The organism is Desulfuromonas sp. DDH964 (genome assembly GCF_001611275.1).
GTDB lineage: Bacteria > Desulfobacterota > Desulfuromonadia > Desulfuromonadales > DDH964 > DDH964.
The window spans coordinates 3142772-3160964 of sequence record NZ_CP015080.1; the positions used below are offsets into that span (position 1 = coordinate 3142772).

Annotated in this window: 18 protein-coding genes; 6 read left to right on the plus strand and 12 right to left on the minus strand. The window is 63.7% G+C overall.

From position 1 onward, the window contains the following. Window positions 1-8: 8 nt before the first annotated feature. The 6 genes from DBW_RS14435 to DBW_RS14460 all read right to left on the minus strand — a co-directional run bounded on the left by DBW_RS14435 (window position 9) and on the right by DBW_RS14460 (window position 6038). Complete coding sequence (locus DBW_RS14435; RefSeq protein WP_082820371.1) at window positions 9-953, minus strand: biosynthetic peptidoglycan transglycosylase; 945 nt, start codon at window positions 951-953, stop codon at window positions 9-11. A 104-nt stretch (window positions 954-1057) separates the two neighbouring features. Beyond that, the gene (gene thiM, locus DBW_RS14440) at window positions 1058-1870 is read right to left on the minus strand and encodes a hydroxyethylthiazole kinase (protein ID WP_066728301.1); all 813 of its coding nucleotides are present in this window, start codon (window positions 1868-1870) and stop codon (window positions 1058-1060) included. 53 nt (window positions 1871-1923) lie between these two features. Then, window positions 1924-3081, minus strand: coding sequence for a diguanylate cyclase (locus DBW_RS14445; RefSeq protein ID WP_066728302.1), 1158 nt, complete (start codon window positions 3079-3081; stop codon window positions 1924-1926). Next, the gene (siaC, locus tag DBW_RS14450) at window positions 3078-3464 is read right to left on the minus strand and encodes a biofilm regulation phosphoprotein SiaC (RefSeq protein ID WP_066728303.1); all 387 of its coding nucleotides are present in this window, start codon (window positions 3462-3464) and stop codon (window positions 3078-3080) included. Before siaC ends, DBW_RS14445 begins: the two co-directional genes overlap by 4 nt. Before the next feature lie 10 nt (window positions 3465-3474). Beyond that, window positions 3475-4020: a SiaB family protein kinase gene (locus DBW_RS14455; RefSeq protein WP_066728305.1), complete on the minus strand. Its 546-nt coding sequence runs from the start codon at window positions 4018-4020 to the stop codon at window positions 3475-3477. Between the two features lie 26 nt (window positions 4021-4046). After that, window positions 4047-6038, minus strand: a complete 1992-nt coding sequence (locus DBW_RS14460) for a SpoIIE family protein phosphatase (RefSeq protein WP_066728306.1) — start codon at window positions 6036-6038, stop codon at window positions 4047-4049. 199 nt (window positions 6039-6237) lie between these two features. On the opposite strand from DBW_RS14460, the gene DBW_RS14465 reads away from it, so the two are divergent. Beyond that, window positions 6238-7221, plus strand: coding sequence for an extracellular catalytic domain type 1 short-chain-length polyhydroxyalkanoate depolymerase (locus DBW_RS14465; protein WP_066728308.1), 984 nt, complete (start codon window positions 6238-6240; stop codon window positions 7219-7221). Further along, window positions 7218-8567 (plus strand): alpha/beta fold hydrolase, encoded by a 1350-nt coding sequence (locus DBW_RS14470; RefSeq protein WP_066728309.1) that lies wholly within the window; start codon window positions 7218-7220, stop codon window positions 8565-8567. Before DBW_RS14465 ends, DBW_RS14470 begins: the two co-directional genes overlap by 4 nt. Window positions 8568-8587: 20 nt before the next feature. On the opposite strand, the gene DBW_RS14475 is transcribed toward DBW_RS14470, so the two are convergent. Beyond that, entirely contained in the window at window positions 8588-9361 is a 774-nt protein-coding gene (locus tag DBW_RS14475) for an alpha/beta fold hydrolase (protein ID WP_066728314.1), read from the minus strand. A gap of 180 nt (window positions 9362-9541) precedes the next feature. Between DBW_RS14475 and DBW_RS14480 the strand changes: the two genes are divergently transcribed. The 3 genes from DBW_RS14480 to DBW_RS14490 all read left to right on the plus strand — a co-directional run bounded on the left by DBW_RS14480 (window position 9542) and on the right by DBW_RS14490 (window position 12246). Next, window positions 9542-10372, plus strand: a complete 831-nt coding sequence (locus tag DBW_RS14480) for a DUF3014 domain-containing protein (RefSeq protein ID WP_066728316.1) — start codon at window positions 9542-9544, stop codon at window positions 10370-10372. 126 nt (window positions 10373-10498) lie between these two features. Further along, window positions 10499-11611: a TRAP transporter substrate-binding protein gene (locus tag DBW_RS14485; RefSeq protein WP_082820373.1), complete on the plus strand. Its 1113-nt coding sequence runs from the start codon at window positions 10499-10501 to the stop codon at window positions 11609-11611. Window positions 11612-11655: 44 nt separating this feature from the next. After that, complete coding sequence (locus DBW_RS14490) at window positions 11656-12246, plus strand: helix-turn-helix domain-containing protein (protein WP_066728318.1); 591 nt, start codon at window positions 11656-11658, stop codon at window positions 12244-12246. A 117-nt stretch (window positions 12247-12363) separates the two neighbouring features. Here the strand turns inward: DBW_RS14490 and nhaA are convergent, their stop codons facing one another. From nhaA to DBW_RS14510, 4 genes are all read right to left on the minus strand, one after another. Next, window positions 12364-13551, minus strand: coding sequence for a Na+/H+ antiporter NhaA (gene nhaA / locus DBW_RS14495; protein ID WP_066728320.1), 1188 nt, complete (start codon window positions 13549-13551; stop codon window positions 12364-12366). A gap of 54 nt (window positions 13552-13605) precedes the next feature. Continuing rightward, a complete protein-coding gene (locus DBW_RS14500; protein ID WP_066728322.1) occupies window positions 13606-14679 on the minus strand; it encodes a carboxysome shell carbonic anhydrase domain-containg protein in 1074 nt (357 codons plus the stop codon). A 114-nt stretch (window positions 14680-14793) separates the two neighbouring features. Next, on the minus strand, window positions 14794-15150 hold the full coding sequence (locus DBW_RS14505) for a hypothetical protein (RefSeq protein WP_066728324.1): 357 nt from the start codon (window positions 15148-15150) through the stop codon (window positions 14794-14796). A gap of 39 nt (window positions 15151-15189) precedes the next feature. Continuing rightward, window positions 15190-15729: a hypothetical protein gene (locus tag DBW_RS14510; RefSeq protein ID WP_066728325.1), complete on the minus strand. Its 540-nt coding sequence runs from the start codon at window positions 15727-15729 to the stop codon at window positions 15190-15192. 226 nt (window positions 15730-15955) lie between these two features. Between DBW_RS14510 and DBW_RS14515 the strand changes: the two genes are divergently transcribed. Continuing rightward, a complete protein-coding gene (locus DBW_RS14515) occupies window positions 15956-17005 on the plus strand; it encodes an IS110 family transposase (protein WP_066723639.1) in 1050 nt (349 codons plus the stop codon). 535 nt (window positions 17006-17540) lie between these two features. Here DBW_RS14515 and DBW_RS14520 read toward each other — a convergent pair. After that, window positions 17541-18128: a hypothetical protein gene (locus DBW_RS14520; protein ID WP_066728327.1), complete on the minus strand. Its 588-nt coding sequence runs from the start codon at window positions 18126-18128 to the stop codon at window positions 17541-17543. Window positions 18129-18193: the final 65 nt, after the last annotated feature.

Consider the following 18193-nt stretch of genomic DNA (forward strand, 5'->3'; position numbering starts at 1 on the left):
GGCGGAAACTACTCCTGCGGATTCGGGACGGGGACCACTACACCGTCGGGGGGGCCCTCAGCCATCCCCTCCGGCTGGGAGCGGAGCGCCGGATCCGGGGTGACGCCCTCCTCTTCCGACACGTCCGCCTCCTCCGGCCAGAACTCCTCCAGCGACCAGACCGGGAGCTCCCGGGCCGGCAACGGCGCCTGCCGTCCTTCCAGTTCCGCCAGGGCCGCGCGATAGTCCGGCTCGGCCAGAATGCCGCGGCCGGCGAGCAGGCGCAGGATGCGGGCGGCGCGCAGCCGCACCTTGACCGGCTTCAGCGCCGGGTTGTAGGCCAGCCGCGGCCCGGGCAGAATCGCGGCGAGAAAGGCACATTGGGCCGGAGTCAGTTCGGACGCCGGCTTGTGGAAGTGAAAACGCGCCCCCTCCCCCACCCCGTAGACGAGCGGTCCGAGCTCGACCAGATTGAGATAGAGCTCGAGAATCCGCCCCTTGCTCAGCTCCGCCTCCAGCCGCTTCGCCAGGATCAGCTCCTCCACCTTGCGCAGCAGGCTCTTGTCCCGCGACAGGAAGATATTCTTCGCCAGCTGCTGGGTAATGGTCGAGGCGCCCCGGGCGAGGCGTTTCTGCTCCAGATCGTACTTGAGGGCTTCCTTGAGCGCGACCAGGTCGATCCCGCGATGTTCGTAAAAATTGGCATCTTCGGCGACGATCACCGCCCATTTCATCGCCTCGGGGAACGTCGCCAGCGGTGTCCAGTGCGGGTTTTTCGGGCCGAGCAGGAAGGGGTGTTCATCGCCCTGCCAGTCGCGGACGGTGAGGGTCAGGGTGGCTTTGCGGTCCTTGAGGGCGGCGACATCGGGGAGGACGAAGGTCCGGTAACCGAGCCAGAGGGAAAGCAGGAGGGTCAGGGCGAGGGCGAACAACAAAAGGAAGCGCAGCAGGCGCAACCGGGAGCTGAGGATCATCGTATAAGTCCGGGGCAAGGAGTTGGCGACCGGGTTGGATTCTACCACGGAACACCCTGCGGCATTGGACAAACAACACACCAACAATTTTCCCGCCCCCGGGACTACTCTTCTGCAATCAGCAGCCGGCGACCGATCTCCTCCCGCCCGACGCTGAAGAGGGCGTCGAGAAACGCGACGGCGAAGCTCCCCGGGCGGTCACTCACTTCGATCGCCAGGTCGCCGCAGAGCCCGTAAAGACCGAAAGCCGCGGCGGTCGCCGCCAGCAGCTCGCCATCGGCTACGGCGCAGAAGGCGCCGGTCAGGGCCGAGAGGCCGCAGCCCATGCCGGTCACCCGGGTCATCAGCGGCTGGCCGTTGGCGATGCGGAAAACGCGGCTGCCATCGGTTACCAGGTCCCGCTCGCCGGAGATGGCGACGACACACCCCTGCCCAAGCGCCAGGGCCCGGGCCGCCGCGACGACCTCGGCGCCGAGTCCCAGGCTCGAGTCGACCCCCCGGGTGCGGATTTCGTCCCGCCCCAGGGAGAAGATTTCCGAGGCATTGCCGCGCAGCACGGCCACCTCGACCTCGGCCAGAATCCGTTCCACCGCCGCCGTGCGCAGGCGCGTCGCGCCGGCCCCGACCGGGTCGAGCACGACCGGGATCCCCTTCTGGTTGGCAGCCTGACCGGCCCGCAGCATTGCCGCCAGCCAGGCCGGCTCGATGGTGCCGATATTGAGAACCAGCGCGCCGGCGAGCTGCACCATCTCCTCCACCTCGTCGATGCAGTGGGCCATGACCGGCGCCGCCCCCACCGCGAGCAGGGTGTTGGCCGAGGAGTTCATCACCACGAAATTGGTGATGTTGTGAACCAGCGGCGCGGTTGAACGGACCCGGTGGAGAAGGTCGGAGGTAACACGGATCATGTCGGGCATCGGCAGACTCCGGATCGGAAAAAGTGGGCGGCGCGGACGGGAGCGGTCTCCGCTCAGTCCCTGGCGTCGATCAGAATGGTGCGGTTGCGTCCCGCCTCCTTGGCCTGGTAGAGGGCGGCGTCGGCGCGGGCGATGCAGGCATCGACCGACTCCTCGGCAAGGAAGACCGTCGCTCCGAGGCTGACGGTGGCGTGCACGGTCACGCTATCGGCCTCGATCGGGTGGTTGTCGATCAGCCGGCGGATCTTTTCGGCGACGACCAGCGCCTGGCTGGCGGAAGTCTCGGGGAGCAGAACCAGGAACTCTTCCCCGCCCCAGCGGCAGCAGCTATCCTCCCGGCGCAGGTTCCGGGTCACCAGTTCGGCCACCACGGTCAAAACCCGGTCCCCCACCGCATGCCCGTAGCGGTCGTTGAACTCCTTGAAATGGTCAAAATCGAACATGAGAACGGCAAATACTCCGCCGTGGCGGCGGGCTCGGCTCAGTTCCACCGCGAGGCGCTCATACATCTCCCGGCGGTTGGCAAGGCCGGTCAGATAATCGGTCCGCGATGAGAGATCGAGGCGGCGCTTCATCTCCTGCAGATTGGTCTGGTAACTGTCGCTGATCCGGGCAATCCGTCCCATGCGTCGGGAGAGCCGGACGTACTTGCGAAAGAGCGCCGAGAAGGCTCCGGAGAGCGGGCTGTCGGCGAAGTGCGGGTGGTTGACCAGGGGCAGGAATTCGGCGACCACCGGATCGTCAAAATCGTCTTCATTGAGCGCCTGGTCTTCGACGGCAAGAGAGACGCCGCCACTCCCCGGCTTCCCCCCCCGCGCCTGGGCCATGTAACTGGCAGCGCAATCGGGGCAGAGGCCGTGGGAGAAAAGGAGTTCCGAATGGTCGGTGAGATACTGCTCGAGCTGGCGCCAGTACCCTTCGTCGCTGCGCACCTTCTTGCAGGATCCGCAGATCGGGATACACCCCTTGAGGACGCTGATCTTGTGCAGAGCCTCCTGCAGCTGCTCCACCAGCTGCCGGATCTCGGCCTGGTAGCGGTCGCTGATGCGGGCAATGCGGGCAAGCCGCCGGTCAAGCTTCCGGTAGCCCTCGAAGAGCTCAGCCGCCTCCGTTCCGGTCAGCCCGCTGGCACCGGCCGCCCCTTCGATACGGGGCCGGAAACGCTGGATCAGGGGGTTCTCCACCCCGTTGCCGAGCTCGGGCCGGGTCATGACGCCGTATCGATGGCAAGGATGCGAAACGGCAGGGTCACTTCCTCGCGAAACTCTTCGGCAGTCTCGAGGGCCCGATCGTTTTCCGCGTCGTACTGCCAGCGGATTTCGACCGACCGCCCGGCGACGTGGGCCTCCTCGAAGAGATCGAGGATATCCATGATGCACTTGGTGCTGCCGGTGTTGAGATAGATGAAGTGCACCGTCAGGACGACCGGCCGCCTCTCGACGGCGAGAAACCGGGAGATCCAGGAGAGGATCGGCTTGTAGAATTCGAAAGAATTTTCCGGAAAGGACTCGCCACTGATCTGCAACTCGCCAGTTTCCGGATCGAACAGGACCTCGGGAGTCGACTTGGTCGCCGCGACATGAAGCTTTTCCATGCAGGATCTCCTAGATCAGGGCTTTAAGACTGAAGAAACAGGTCTTGTCGTCGATTTCGCGCAGCGAGGCCTCCAGCGGCGCGGAGACGTTGCGGGCCATGTCGATCAGGCCGAGTCCGGCGCCTCGCCCCGGGGCCGGGCTGCGCCGCAGCTGCTCCTTGTAGAGCGCCTTCAGCTCTTGCCGGTCGAGACCATTGAGCTGTTCGATACGGGCCATCACCGGCGCAATGTCGGCACACTCGACGACATTCCCCGATGCGACGAGGTAGCTGTCGCCGCTCCTGCCGATCACCACGATCGAGCTGTTGTATTGACTCGTGCCGGGACTCTGCGCCACCTTGCGCGCGGTGTAGTTCTTGACGTTCTGCGCCTGCTCGACGAAGACCGCAAAGACATTCATCAGCGAAGTCCTGGCGACCTGCTCTTCTTCCAGGTAGTGGCGGACCGCGGTCCCGAGTTCTTCGATGATACTGTGGGAGAAGGGTCCGGCAAAACAGATCAGGATCTCGTCACAGTTGAGCCTCGCCCTGAGGTCGTAAAGATCGATGGTTGCCAAAGCAGGTCTTCCCCTTTCCGGACAGGTTACTGAAGTTTGAATCCGACAACGGTGATATCGTCCCGTTGCGGGTAATCGCCCTGGTAGGCGGCCAGTTCTGCTTCGATGGCGGCGCGCTGCTCCGCCGCCGGAAGCGGGGCGATCCGCGTCAGCAGTGCGCGGTAACGCCGGTTGCCGAAGCCCCAGCCCTTCGGGCCGCCGGCCTGGTCGAGGATACCATCGCTGGCCAGATAGAGTGCGGTTCCCGGCGCCAGCTCCAGGTGGTGGCTGGTGTAGGCAAAATCATCGTCAGAGCGGCGGTAGCCGATCGCCTGCCGATCACCGCAGTAGCAGACGAGCTCACCTGCCGTCACCGCCAGCAGGTTGATGCGGGCGCCGGCAAAGATCAGCTGGCGCCGCCCCGGAAAGATCCGGCAGAGCCCCATCTCGAGCCCGTTGTCGATCGTCACATCCCCCTGGGCCGCATGCAGCGCCTGGCGGATGCGGCGGTTGAACTGCTGCAGGATCGCCGCCGGATCACTCTGGTCGGTCACCTCGAGGAGATTGTCGAGAACCGCCTTGGCGGTCATCGTCATGAAAGCGCCGGGGACACCGTGACCGGTGCAGTCGATGACCGCGAGCAGGCACCCTTCCGCCTCCTCGCGGAAGTAATAAAGGTCCCCGCCGACGATATCCCGGGGGCGGTAGAGAACGAAAACTTCGCCCAGCCCCCGCTGCAGGGCCGCCCCATCGGGGAGGAGGGAGGCCTGGATCAGCTGGGCGTAGCGGATACTGGCCATCACCTGGCGGTTGGCTTCCGCCAGCTCCCGGTGCGAGTCATTCAGCGCCGCAGTTCGCGCGCTCACCTTCTGTTCCAGGTTTTCGGTATAGTCCCTTACCATCCGCGTCATCTCGCCGAAGGAGCGGGTCAGGGAACCGATCTCGTTGCCGGAGGCCGGCGGCATCGTCACCGCGAAATTCCCCTGGGCGAGTTCCTGGGAGGTTTCCGCCAGGGCGGCCAGGGGGGAGAGGACCAGGCGATTGAGGAGCAGGCCGATCACCAGGATCACGGCCAGGGTCGACAGGATCAGGATAACCAGGACCGGCAGGAAATCGCGGGGGCTGACGAACTGGTTGACATCGACCAGGACCAGGTTGAACCACTTGATCTCCTTCAGCTCGGAGAGAGCGGCGAGGTAGGTCCGTCCCTCCATGCTCAGGTAGAGGGTCCGTACCTCGGGACCACCCGCCAGCAGGCCTTTCAGTGCCGCCGCCAGTTCCGTGCGGTCGCCGTCGATCAGGTCGTAGATGGTGGTCATCCGCTCCGCCCCCCGGACCTTGCTGTTATGGAGGACGTAGTGCTGGTCGTGATGGCCGACGATGACGCCGTCCCGGGCGAGGAAGATGGTCTCGACGCCGGGCTCCCCGGAGTTGACGATATCATCGACGAAGGCGCTGATGTCGATGGCGCCCCCGCCGAGGCCGAGCTTACGGCCGGCATCGTCCTTGATGATCACGTTGAACCAGAGCTTGGTCAGGTTCAGGTGGTTGTCGTAGTCGATGTTCAGCTCGAAGTCATTCACATCCTGCATGGTACGGAAGTACCATGCATCGTTTATATTTTCAGGGTTCAGCAGATAGCGGGGATTGGCCTCGGCAGCATCGCCGCTGCCGTCGAGGAAGTAATAGTGGCGGGAGTGGTCGAAGGCGAGGAAAAGACTCCTGCCGAGAAAATGGCGGCGGTAATTTTCCAGCTCTTCCAGCGCCAGCTCCTTCCAGCTCGGATTTTTCTCATCCTGCAGCCAGCGCTTCAGGAGTGGCGAATCGCTCATTTTCAGCGACAGCGCGAGGTCGCCCTGAATCGTCGCCAGCAGCTTCGACTTTTCGAGGAGCGCCTGCTTGGCCGCAAAACGAATGCCAAGGGCCTTGACGACCTCGCCGGTGACAAAATTGAAAGCGAGGTAGGTCAGCGCGCCGAAGAGCAGGTAGGCGACGGTAACGGCCAGAGTGAAGCGGGCCTTGAGCCCTCCTCGTTTCATTCCAATCGACCTCATGGAAAAATGGGCGCAGCGCGATGCAGGAGATACCTGCGCCTAATTCTCCCACAGTCTGTTGGATTTTCAATCGGATCGGGGATAACTAACGGACCGGACCGGAGACAGGGCTGCCGACCGCCCCATAACAGGTATACTGAGAGCCGACGGCACCAACACCGAAGGGGAAAGGAATGCCTGCTTGATGACCTTCCGCACCTGCGCCAGGAGAATGACCCTGTTGCTCTTCTGCCTGCTGACCGCCTGTACCCCGCTGTTACCGGCGACCGAAGCGATTCCGCCAGCAACCTACCACCTCGACCTCGGCACCGACGCCCGGGGCTGGTCGCGCTCGGCCCGGGTCCATATTCCGCCCGGCCTCGGCAGCGACCGGGCGCCACTGCTGGTGGTGATCCACGGCGCCTTCAGCACCGCCGCGGCGATGGAACAGGAGACCGGCTTCAGCGCTCTCGCCGATGACGAAGGGTTTGTCGTCGCCTACCCCGAGGGAATCGGCCTCTTCGGCTACCTGGCGCACTGGAATGCTGGGCACTGCTGCGCCAAAGCCGTAGCGGAGGACTGGGACGACGTCGGCACCGTTCTGCGCCTGCTCGCCACCCTCGACCAGCGCCTGCCGATCGACCGCTCCCGGGTCTACCTCGCCGGCATGTCGAACGGGGGGATGCTGGTCTACCGCCTCGCCGCCGAACACCCCGAAGTTTTCGCCGCCGCGGCAGTAATGTCCGGCGCCATCGGCAGCAGCGTCGAGGGGGTCACCTCCTGGACGCTGCCGACGCCGGCGCTGCCGGTCCCCTTCCTCATCGCCCATGGCCGCGCCGACCGCCATATCCCCTTTGCCGGGGGGCCCAGCCCGCTCAAGGGGGGGGAGCGCAGCTACCGTTCCTTCGACGACGCCATCGCCTTCTGGCGCGCCGCCGATGGCTGCAACGAAGGACCGGACCAGATCAGCTGGAACGCCGGCGCCATCGAAACCAGGACCTGGACCGACTGCCGCGCGTGGAGCCAGGTGCGGGCCGTCGCCCTGACCGACTGGGGCCATGTCTGGCCCGGCCCGACGGCGATCGCCGCGCTGCCGGCCGGGGACCCGCTGCGCCGCTTTGACTACGGCCTGGCCTGCTGGAGCTTCCTGAGCCAGTTCCGCCGACCCGGCCTCGGGACAGAACCATGAGCTGGCGGGCACTCCTCTCCGGGCTCCTCGTCCTCTGCTGCTGGCTGAGCCCGGCGCCGGCCACGGCCGAGACCGGCAGGCGCCTCGCCGAGCCGATCTTCGGCGGCTTCTTTCACCTGACCGAGGTCGGCCAGGAGAACCCGGAACTGCTGCTGCTGATCCATGGTCTCGGCGACGAGGCGGGGCGTTGCTGGGACGACAGCCTCCCCGGGCTGGCTGATCGCTACCACGTCCTTGTCCCCGACCTCCCCGGCTTCGGCCGTTCCAGCAAGGAGAACCGGCTCTACTCCCCGGAGAACTATGCCGCCTTCATCGACTGGCTGCTGCACCGCTACCCGGGCCGGCCGGTCACCATCGTCGGCCATTCCCTCGGCGGCGCCATCGCTCTCGCCTATGCCGGCCGCTACGGGCAGGACCTGGAGCGGCTGGTCCTGGTCGACACGGTCGGCCTCCTCAACCGGGTGACGGTCAGCAAGACCTTCCTCCAGGACCAGCTGAATTTCCGTCCCCCCTTCTTCCCGGCCAGCACCGAGGGGTTCTTCGACCGCCTTGCCGGGCGGGTGGTGGAGAAGTTCTCCCGCCTGCCGGCCAACCTCGGGGAAATCCTGACCAGCGCCACCGGGCGGGAGCGGGTGCTCGGCAGCGAACCGGCGAAAATCGCCGCTCTCGCCCTGGTCGAGACCGATTTCACCCCGATCCTGGCTGGAGTCACGACCCCGACCTGGCTGCTCTGGGGCGAGCAGGATGCGGTCGCCCCGCGCCGCATTGCGCAGCTGCTGCAGGGGGTTCTGCCGGTGGCCGAGCTGAAACTTCTGCCCGGCCTTGGCCATACGCCGATGCGGGAAAATCCGGCCGCCTTTTCCCGGGCGCTGCATGACGCCCTTACCGTGGCACCGCAACCGCCACCGCGCCCCCAACCGCCGGCCAGCGAGCGGATCGGGCGCTGCCAGGATCAGAGTGGGGTCACCTTCAGCGGCAACTACCAGCGGTTGGAAATCAACAACTGCCGTGAGGTGACCATCGAGGACGCCTACATCGGTGAGGCGGTCATCGACCGCTCCCTGGTCAGCATGCGCAACAGCGTCATCGCCGGCGCGGAGGTCGGTCTCTTCATCCGCGCCTCGACCCTGATCGCCACGGCGGTGGAGATCTCCGGGGCGACCGCCCTGGTGACCGACCAGAGCCGCCTCGATCTCGCCGGGGCAAGGCTGACCGGCCGGGAGGCGGCGATTCGCTGCCAGCGGGAGAAGTCGACTCTGGTCTTCTCGGTGTCGGAATTGAGCAGCAAGGGGCGGCGCCGGCCGTTGCACGAGGTGGTGGTGCTGGCGCCGGGGGAAACGCTCTAGCCAGGGGAGGCGGAGCGGGGTCAGCGCCGCAGGGTGGCGTCGAGGCGATCGAGTTCGGCCGTCCAGAGGAGGCGCAGGGTGAGGTAGGTATGGCCGCCGGGTACCACCAGCACCCGCTCGGCGGGAAGGAGCCGCGCCAGCGCCTCTTGCTGGGAAAAGAAGAAGTCGGAGCTGCCGTAGCCGAGGTAGATCGGCGGGACCGGATCGGGGCGCGCGGCGTACTCCTTGAGCCAGGCCCAGAGAAAACGTTCCCAGTCTTCCTTCACGTCGACCGCGCCCGGCTGCCAGTTCGCGATACCACCGGCGGCGGCAATCTCCTCCGGCACCGCTCCCCAGCCGAGGAAGGGGCCGAGCAGGATCACCCCGGCGATCTCCCCGGGATGCGCGGTCAGGTACATCAGGGCGCCGAGCCCGCCCATGGAGGTTCCGACCAGCCAGATCTCCCGGTAGCCCCTGGCCCGCGCCGGAGCGATGATGTCCGCTTCGAGACGCTGCCCGAGGCTCTCCTCCCGGTAGTAGCCGAAGTGGGCGGCCGGGGCGACGACGTCGAAGGGGTAGCCGCGGACGAAGAGCTCCCGGATCAGCCCTTCCCGGTCGAAGATTTCCTCGTCACCACCGATGCCGCGCAGCATGATCATCAGCTTCTCCGCCCCCTGCGGCGCGGGGTTGAAGTAGACCCGGGTCGGGATCGGCGCCACCGGGGTCTGGCAACCGGCCGGCAGCAGCAGCGCGCACAGCAGCGCCAGTTGTGACAGCCGCCGGCAACAGCGGGGGAAAGGGAAGGCTTGGGGCATCGGGAGACTCGTCGGTAGCAGGAGGTGTCAGCAGAATCTACCTGCGACCGGGGTGCGCGTCAAGTTTCGCGCGGCATCCTCCCCTTTTGTCGCCGGGAAGTTGGCAAGCGGGCTCTTTCCATTTACCCTTGAGGGACAAGCTTCAATCTCCGCCGCCGAATTTGGCAGAAGGTAACCACCATGAAGAGTTTCCTGATCCTGTCGCTGGTTCTCCTGGTCGCCGCGGCGATCTTCCTCCTCTGGCCAGCCGGGCAGCCCGAAGCGCCGCTGCCGCCATCCCCGCCTGAACGAATTGCCGTTCCCGCGCATGACGCCACGAGCGGCGCCGAGCATCCCCTGGTCGCCCAGGCGCCGCCGGCCACACCGGATTTCGGTCTTGACCAGCCCCTCCCCTCCCTGGCGGAAAGTGACGGGCGGCTGCAGCAGCTGCTCGGGCGGCTCTTCCCCGGCGAGCCGCTGGAGCGGTTTTTCATCCTCGACCACTTCATCCAGCGCCTCGTCCTGCTGATCGACAACCTGCCGCGGGCCGAGCTGCCGGCCAGCCGCCTGCCGACCCGGCCGGTGGCGGGAACCTTCCTCACCTCCGGCGACGAAGAGGCGCCGGTCATCGCCGCCGCCAATGCCCACCGCTACGCCCCCTGGATCGCTCTCGCCGAAGCCGCCGCGCCGCGGCAGGTGGTGACGGTCTACGTCCACCTCTACCCACTCTTCCAGCAGGCCTACGAGGAACTCGGCTACCCGGGCGGCTATTTCAATGACCGCCTCATCGCGGTCATCGATCATTTGCTCGCCACCCCCGAAGTGAGCGCTCCCGTGCACCTGGTGCGGCCCAAGGTCTTCTACCTCTTCGCCGACCCCGAGCTCGAAGCGCGCTCCGCCGGCCAGAAGCTACTGCTGCGCATCGGCCCGGATCATGCGGCCCGGGTCAAGGCACTGCTGCGCAGCTACCGCCAGGAGCTTCGCGCCGTCAGCCGGGAGGGCGTAGCGGCGAGCGACCGGCAGCGCCCCTGAACACCCGGCCGGGGCAAACGCAGATTTTTGTTGCCGTGATCGCCCCGAAACCAATATCGTGGTTGCGTGACCGCCCGCGCCACGAAGAAAACGCCCACCCTTAAAACCGGCAAACAAGGAGGCCCGATGCAGCGCCACCCCCTCTATCGCACCCTGGTCCCGGCAATCCTGTTCCTCTGCGCCCTGCTCTTCACCGGCTGCAGCGAACAGCAGCCGACCGCCGCGCCGCAGGCTGCTGCCCCGGCGAAAAAGGTCATTACCTGGAAGCTGGCGATGACCTGGCCGACCAACGCGCCGATCTTCAGCGATGCCGTCCATCACTTCGCAGCGAGCGTCGCCACCATGTCCGACGGCGAGCTGGTGATCCAGATCGACTCGGCCAACAAGACCAAGTCCCCCTTCGGAGTCCTCGACATGGTCAACGCCGGGCAGTACCAGATGGGGCACACCGCCTCCTACTACTGGAAGGGGACCGAACCGAGCACCATGTTCTTCACCACCATGCCCTTCGGCATGACCGCCCCCGAGCAGTACGCCTGGTTCTACTACGGCGGCGGCATGGAGCTGATGCAGAAGGTCTATGAAAAGCACGGCGTCTACTCCTACCCCGGCGGCAACACCGGGGTGCAGATGGGAGGCTGGTTCCGCAAGGAGATCAAGAGCCTGGCCGACCTCAAGGGGCTGAAGATGCGCGTCCCCGGCTTTGCCGGCGAGGTCCTCGCCCAGCTCGGCGTCGTCGTCACCAATATCGCCCCGGGGGAACTTTACACCTCGCTGGAGCGGGGCAACATCGACGCCCTGGAGTGGGTCGGCCCGGCCCTCGATCTGAAGATGGGGTTCCAGAAGATCGCCCCCTACTACTACACCGGCTGGCACGAACCGGCCTCCGAGCTGCAGTTCATGATCAACCGCAAGGCCTTCGACGCGCTGCCGAAGCACCTGCAGGAGATCGTCGTCACCGCGATGAAGGCCGAGACTCTCGATGCCTATGCCCACATGTTCAACGACAACGCCGTCGGCCTGGCGTCGCTGAAGACCGAGTTCCCGGAGGTCAAGGTAAAAACCTTCCCGCCGGCGATTCTCGACGCCCTCAAGGCCGCCAACACCCGCCTGCTCGATGAGTACGCCGCCAAGGATCCGCTCTTCAAGGAGGTCCTCGACTCCCAGCGCGCCTACCTCGCCAAGGCCCGGGCCTGGTCGATCGTCTCGGACTACGCCTATATGAAGGACAACCAGTAGCCGCAGCATTTCGCTTGCATTCAATTTCTGGAAGGAGGCAGCAGATGTCGGAAGAACCGATCAGGATTGGCGAGAAAGTCCAGAGCCTGCGCGCCAGGAAGAAGCTATCGCAGCAGGAGCTGGCAGAAAAAACCGGACTGGACGGCGCGACGATCGCCGCCATCGAGGCGGGGACGGTCGATCCCCCCCTCGGCAACATCGTCAGCCTCGCCGACGCCTTCCAGGTCACGGTCGGCGAGCTCCTCGGCGACGACGCCGACTCCGCCTTCTGCATCGTTCGCGGCGGCAACCGCAAGACCGTCTCCCGTTTCGGCTCCGCCGACGGCAAGGGGGGCGGCTACCGCTACGAGTCCCTCGGCCACCGCATGCAGAACCGGCACATGGAGCCGTTCCTGGTGACCCTGACGCCGGGCGGCGCCCGCAGCGTCGCGGCCAACCAGCACATCGGCGAAGAGATCCTCTTCGTGCTGGAGGGGGAGGTCGAGGTGCGCCTCGCCGAGCATGCCGACCTCCTCTATCCGGGGGATTCGATCTATTACGATTCGAGCCTGCCCCATGTCGTCTCCTGCCATGGGGACGAGCCGGCGACGCTGCTGGCGGTGATTTACGCCAAGAAGGAGATGATCATCCTCTAGATCGTTTCAGCGCCAGGGACAGGACAAACGCGCGCGACGAAAGCGGGCATCCGGCTATTACCGGATGCCCGCTCTTCTTTTGTTGGCGAATTTCCCGGGCCGTCCCCGGCGCCGCGGTTACCGCTCCGGCAGCGCCGCCCGCGCCGAATTGCGCAGTAGCAGGTAGCCGAGCACTCCGGCGATGAGCGATCCGGCGAGGATGCCGATGCGGTGGGTCAGCAGGTAGTTGACCTCGCCGCCGGTGTGTTCGAAGGAGAGCCCGCCGATGAAGAGGCTCATGGTGAAACCAATACCGCACAGCGCCGCCACGCCGAAGAGCTGGCGAAAGCTCGACCCCTCCGGCAGTGGTGCCCAGCCAAGGCGGATCGCCCCCCAGGCGGCGCCGAAAACCCCGAGTAGTTTTCCCAGCACCAGGCCGAGGAGAATGCCGAGGGGGACCGGCTCGAAGAGGTCGCCCCAGCCGAGGCCATGCAGGGGCACGCCGGCATTGGCGAAAGCGAAGAGGGGGAGGATGGCGAAGTTGACCCAGCCGTGGAGATCTTCTTCCAGCGCCATCCCCGGCGTAATCTCCCGGTTGTCGCGGCTGCGCAGCGGGATGGCGAAGGCAAGGGCGACCCCGGCCAGGGTCGCGTGGACCCCCGATTTGAGGACGAAGATCCAGAGGAGCGCACCGACGAAGAGGTAGGGAGCGAGATGGAGGACACCGAAGCGGTTCTGCAGAAAGAGGACCACCAGGCAGGCGGCGGCAAGGAGGAGCATGCCGTGGGAGAGATCGCCCGAGTAGAAGAGGGCGATGATGACGATGGCCCCGAGGTCGTCCATGATCGCCAGGGCGAGCAGGAAGATCTTCAGCGACGGCGGCACGCGACTACCGAGCAGGGCGAGGACGCCGAGGGCGAAGGCAATGTCGGTGGCGGCGGGGATGGCCCAGCCGTTCATGGCGACGGGGTCGCCCCAATTGACGAGCACGTAGCAAAGGGCGGGGAAGATCATGCCGCCGAGGGCGGCGACCCCCGGCAGGATGATCCGCGCCGGGCTCGAGAGCTGCCCCTCGAAAATCTCCCGCTTCACCTCGAGACCGATGAGGAGGAAGAAGACCGCCATCAGGCCGTCGTTGATCCAGAGCAGGAACGGCTTGGCGATGTGGATATGGCGACCGAGGCGCACCTCGAGGGGGGTGTCGAGAAAGTGATTATAGAGCCCCTCGAGGCCGCTGTTGGCACATATCATCGCCAGCGCGGTGGCCATCATCAGCAGGATGCCGACCGCCGAGGGCTGGTGCAGAAAATCCTTGATCCGTTGCAAAAAGGCTCCTTTCGTTGTCCCGAGTCGCCTGCGAAGGCGGCCGCTGACTGCGGCTCAGTCGCCGATCAGTTCGAGGTTACGCGAACGCCAGTCGAGGACCGCCGTCCGTTTGAACATTTTACCGGCCAGGGCCGGGAATTCTTCCTTAAGAACCCCGGCGGCAAAGCGCGAGAGAAACCCGGCCTTCAGTTCCGCCCGCGCCCGGTCGACGCCGATTTCGTCGTAGGGGACCGAGGCGAGGAGGAGAAAACCGTCGCCGGGGATGCGGCCGGCCTGCATGTTGCTCTCGATGATGCCGGCCGCCTTGCGCAGCGGGTCGGCGAGGTCGGGGCTGTAGGGGCCGATGATCAGCGCCAGGTTGGGGGTATGGAGAAAGTCGAACCCGCGCCCGAGGCAGATCATCCACTCGCGGTGCTCGACATCGAGGCTGCGCTCCTGGCGCCTGGCCTGGGCACGTACTTCGGCGATGTGTTCGAGGTTGCCGTGCAACAGTGGCAGCAGGTCGGCGCGCATCTGCACCGGCATGTCGGGGAGGAGCCCGGCGAGGCGCGGCTCCAGGGTCGCGGCATCCCTGGCGGAGAGGCCGGCGAGGTCGAGGAGCGCGCCGTCGGCGCCGTGGATCATCAGCGCCTCCTCGTCGGTTTCGAAGCCGCAGACCAGCGGGTAGACGGTGCCGTGCCCCTGGCCGAAGATGTGCTCGACCTGGCGGCGGATTTCCCGGGTATGCTCGATCGCCAGATTGGTGTCGTAGTGGAAGCCGGCGCAGCCGCGCTTGGCATCCCCTTTCGACCAGTGGTAGGTGATCAAAAAGAGGACGCGGCGGCCGGCGCTGGTCATGCGCAGCACGTGGTGGGCGAGGACCTCGCCGAGGTGCGGCCAGCCGAGATCGAACATGCCGCCGAGGTTGCGGATCGGCATCAGGATGCCAGCCGGGGTGTTGGTGGCGACGGGGATGTTGATGCGCCCGTCCATGCACTTGAGGACGGCGATCGCCGTCGGGTGTTCGGCAAGGTAGCGCTCCCGCGCCAGCCACGCCTCGGGACTGCGAAAGGTGCGTCCGTGACGGTCGGCGAGGTCGAAGAGCCACTCGATCCGCTCGGCGATCGGCCTGGTGTGAATTTCCCGCATGACGGCACCTCTCGATTGGGGGTGGGACGGGGGAATCCTTCAACATCAACGCACGGTTACAGTAGCGGGGGGAGCCGGCAAAGTCAATCGATTGCGGTGTGGCGGAAGGCAGATTCAGCGGACCGGGACCGGAATCGGCACCGTCTGCCGCTCCGTCCCCGAGCGCCGCGCCCGGAAGCGCTCCCCCTTCTCCAGCCCCAGCTCGTAGCCATCCTGCCCCGCCTGCCCCTGCGGAGTGTTCTGCCATTCGACCAGCAGCGGCGCCTCATTTCTCAGAGCAGTCTCGAAGCCGCGCTGGAACCAGTGCAGGAAGGCGTCGCGTACTTTCGGCGTGGGGTCGTAGGGGGTGACGGCGGCAAGGATGGTGACCGTGTTACCGCTGACGGAATAATCGAGGGTGAAGGAGTCGGTGGCGGCGCAGCTCAGGTTGGTCGAGAGGAGAATCAGGAGAGCGAGGAGAAGAGTGCGCATCGATCCACCTCAATGAAGGCATGCCAGGACGATATGGATTTAGTTGGTCAGATAGAGGTAAAGGTTGACCTCGACGTTCTTGTTCGTCGAATTGTAGAGATAAACCGAGTATTCGGGAAATCCGACCACATGCTTGGCAGACTCGGTTGTGAAATAGTGACTTACCCCGGAAACCACATCGGCAGTGACCTCCATGGGAAATAGAATTTTCTTGTCATTCCGAAATGCACGAAGAATTGGCTTCTCGTTCGGAATCAATAACGCGCCGACCTTGCCCGAGGAAAAGGTTTCACCCTGCACTTCCCCTTGAAGGCTAAGAACGATGGAAGTAAAACCATCGGCCTGGATCGTCCCGGCATAAATCAGGTTGTCGGTATTGTCTCGCTGCACCGTCGGCACCAGAATCTGCTCGCGCCGATCCAGGAAGCTGTGCTTGATAAGCCCTTTGATGCCGACAGACCCGTCCACATTCTGCGTCTCGGGAAGGTTTACGACCCTGACATCCTGGACCTGGTCGGAGGCCACTGAGGGATGGGAACAAACAACCAAAAACAGAAGGGAGAGGATAAATTTCAGCAAAGCCGTTACCTCCAGATATTCGTTTAAATTCGATGTGTTTTATAACGGGAGTGATAACCGGCTGCGAAGGGACGGCTCAATCCAGTAGAAACCTTTTCGAGAATCGCGCCTGTATCACCAGTCCGGTTGATTATATTGATACTAGTGCAGGCCCCCTCCATAGATACCGGACCATCCGGTATCCTTTGAGAAACAAGAAACCCTCTCAAAGAAAGGAGCCTGCACCATGAAATTCTACACGAAACAGCACCAATTCTATTGCGGCGTCGATCTGCATGCAGACGCCATGTACGTCTGCATCCTTGATGCGACCGGCGAGGTGGTGGTTCATCAGAACATCCCGACCAAACCGAAAAACTTCCTGCGACTGATCAAACCCTACCGCTCCGGCATCGTGGTCGGCTGCGAGTGCATGTTTACCTGGTACTGGCTGGCCGATCTGTGCACCGAGCAGGAGATTGACTTCGTCCTCGGTCATGCCCTCTACATGAAGGCAATTCACGGCGGCAAGGCCAAGAACGATCGCATCGATTCCCACAAGATCGCCGTACTGCTGCGCGGCGGTTCTTTTCCGCTGGCCTATACCTACCCCAAGCCGATGCGGGCGACGAGGGACTTGCTGCGCCGCCGCAATCATCTCGCCCGCAAACGGGGCGAACTCTTCGCCCACATCCAGAACACCGCCACCCAGTACAACCTCCCCGAGCCGCTGGGACGTATCGCCAAACCGAGCGAGCGCGGTGATCTGCTCAAAAAGTTTCCCGATTCGGTGGTACGTCGCATGGTCGAGGTCGACCTGCTCACCATCGAACATTACGAACAGCTGCTGGATCGACTGGAGCGGGAACTGGAGCGCATCGCCACCGGTCATGATCCGATCAACCTGGCGCTGCTCAAATCGATTCCCGGGGTCGGCAAGATCCTCGGCATGGTGATGCTCTACGAGATCGAGGACATCGCCCGCTTCCCCCGCGAGCAGGACTTTGCCTCCTATTGCCGGCTGGTCAAGCCGGGCAAGGAATCGAACGGCAAGCATTATGGCCATTCGGGCAAGAAGATCGGCAACGCCCATCTGCGCTGGGCTTTTGGCGAGGCCGTGGTGCTGATGCTCAAAGGGAACAAGCCGGCTCAAACCATGCTGCAACGCCTGGCCAGCAAGCACGGCAAGGGGAAAGCCCTGGCCATCCTGGCCCATCGTCTCGGTCGTGCCGTCTATTACATGCTCAAAAATCAGGTGCCCTTCGACCAGGACAGGTTCCTGCGCAAGGCCGCCTGACGCGGAGGGGGCGGATCAGCCAGACCGTCTAACTGGAGGCAACCACAGCGGCGAGATAAGCTCGGCGGCCATAAGCAAGCGCAGACTTCTGGGCCAACAGCCCGACTTGGGCCGCATCATCCGCCAACTTCCGCCAGCCGGTTTGTTTTGATTGGAGGTCCGCCCCGCTCCAACAGCTTGCGCGATGGTCCAAAGGGCCCGCGCCGGATTCTGCCCCTTCCCCGATCCCGCACCTAACTGCGGCCATCGGCACCAAGATGGACCTCGCTATTTTGATTGGGACGGCATGAGGGCACGAGCGTGATTCCAGGCGGCAGGGAGAACCAGGTCGACAAAGACCGGCCCCTGCATCAAGAGCCTCGATAAGTGTTTGGAGCAGAATTCGTCTGCAGCCAGAAGAGAATCCCAAGCCGGAACCCGGTTGGCTCTTAAGTGATCAGTCGCATGTCAAAGAACGGGAGGGAAAACCTTTTTCGTTATCGGACTTTTTTACCCTTGACGGCCGGGGGCCTGATAAGGGTTGTATGGCATTTGATTATTTAACAAAATGCCAAGAAAAATTATCCAAACTTATTTCCCTTAAATCACCATTTGTATTTATGTATTTCTTTTTTTCTTTGAACACAACAGGTAGCCACTTTGATTCATAGTAGATACTTATTTCTGGACGCTTTCCAGGTTCAGCAACATTCAATTTGACATCATATTGTCCGTCGAAATTGTTGTCGAAATAACTCACATTGCTCAACATGTCCGGGGTCATATCGTAGGATTTGAACTCTCCGGATTTCTCCCTAAGTTTAATCGACATCATTTTATTTTTTGAATCAATGAGCGAGATCTTGTCCTCGGAGACAAATACCTGCGGGAACCCTTTGCCTTGGGGCCAAAAAATCGCTTCAGAATTTTCTGAATTATTGCCTGGTACGACAATAGTGAAGGGGCCTAAATTGGCACCTCTTGCAGACTTGAGCCAAGGCATTAATTGCACCATGAACTCTTGGGTTTCTTTAGGGAATTCCCTGACGGTATTTGATGGTCGGTTATTCACCCAACCCCAAGCGCCAAAAACAATAATTGCTGTAAGGAGCCCAGCAAAGTACCACTTTAGGTTTCTCCTCATGCCCTCTCCATTTTATTGCCATACAACAGGGAATAGGAAGTTGCTGTTATATCCGATATAACAGC

Coding starts and splice junctions, on each gene's coding strand:
- DBW_RS14485 (WP_082820373.1), top strand. CDS start 10,499: ATGCAGCGCCACCCCCTCTATCGCACCCTGGTCCCGGCAATCCTGTTC.
- thiM (WP_066728301.1), bottom strand. CDS start 1,870: ATGCCCGACATGATCCGTGTTACCTCCGACCTTCTCCACCGGGTCCGT.
- DBW_RS14435 (WP_082820371.1), bottom strand. CDS start 953: ATGATCCTCAGCTCCCGGTTGCGCCTGCTGCGCTTCCTTTTGTTGTTC.
- DBW_RS14500 (WP_066728322.1), bottom strand. CDS start 14,679: ATGCGGGAAATTCACACCAGGCCGATCGCCGAGCGGATCGAGTGGCTC.
- DBW_RS14480 (WP_066728316.1), top strand. CDS start 9,542: ATGAAGAGTTTCCTGATCCTGTCGCTGGTTCTCCTGGTCGCCGCGGCG.
- DBW_RS14505 (WP_066728324.1), bottom strand. CDS start 15,150: ATGCGCACTCTTCTCCTCGCTCTCCTGATTCTCCTCTCGACCAACCTG.
- DBW_RS14445 (WP_066728302.1), bottom strand. CDS start 3,081: ATGACCCGGCCCGAGCTCGGCAACGGGGTGGAGAACCCCCTGATCCAG.
- DBW_RS14490 (WP_066728318.1), top strand. CDS start 11,656: ATGTCGGAAGAACCGATCAGGATTGGCGAGAAAGTCCAGAGCCTGCGC.
- DBW_RS14465 (WP_066728308.1), top strand. CDS start 6,238: ATGACCTTCCGCACCTGCGCCAGGAGAATGACCCTGTTGCTCTTCTGC.
- DBW_RS14475 (WP_066728314.1), bottom strand. CDS start 9,361: ATGCCCCAAGCCTTCCCTTTCCCCCGCTGTTGCCGGCGGCTGTCACAA.
- DBW_RS14520 (WP_066728327.1), bottom strand. CDS start 18,128: ATGAGGAGAAACCTAAAGTGGTACTTTGCTGGGCTCCTTACAGCAATT.
- DBW_RS14515 (WP_066723639.1), top strand. CDS start 15,956: ATGAAATTCTACACGAAACAGCACCAATTCTATTGCGGCGTCGATCTG.
- siaC (WP_066728303.1), bottom strand. CDS start 3,464: ATGGAAAAGCTTCATGTCGCGGCGACCAAGTCGACTCCCGAGGTCCTG.
- DBW_RS14470 (WP_066728309.1), top strand. CDS start 7,218: ATGAGCTGGCGGGCACTCCTCTCCGGGCTCCTCGTCCTCTGCTGCTGG.
- DBW_RS14460 (WP_066728306.1), bottom strand. CDS start 6,038: ATGAAACGAGGAGGGCTCAAGGCCCGCTTCACTCTGGCCGTTACCGTC.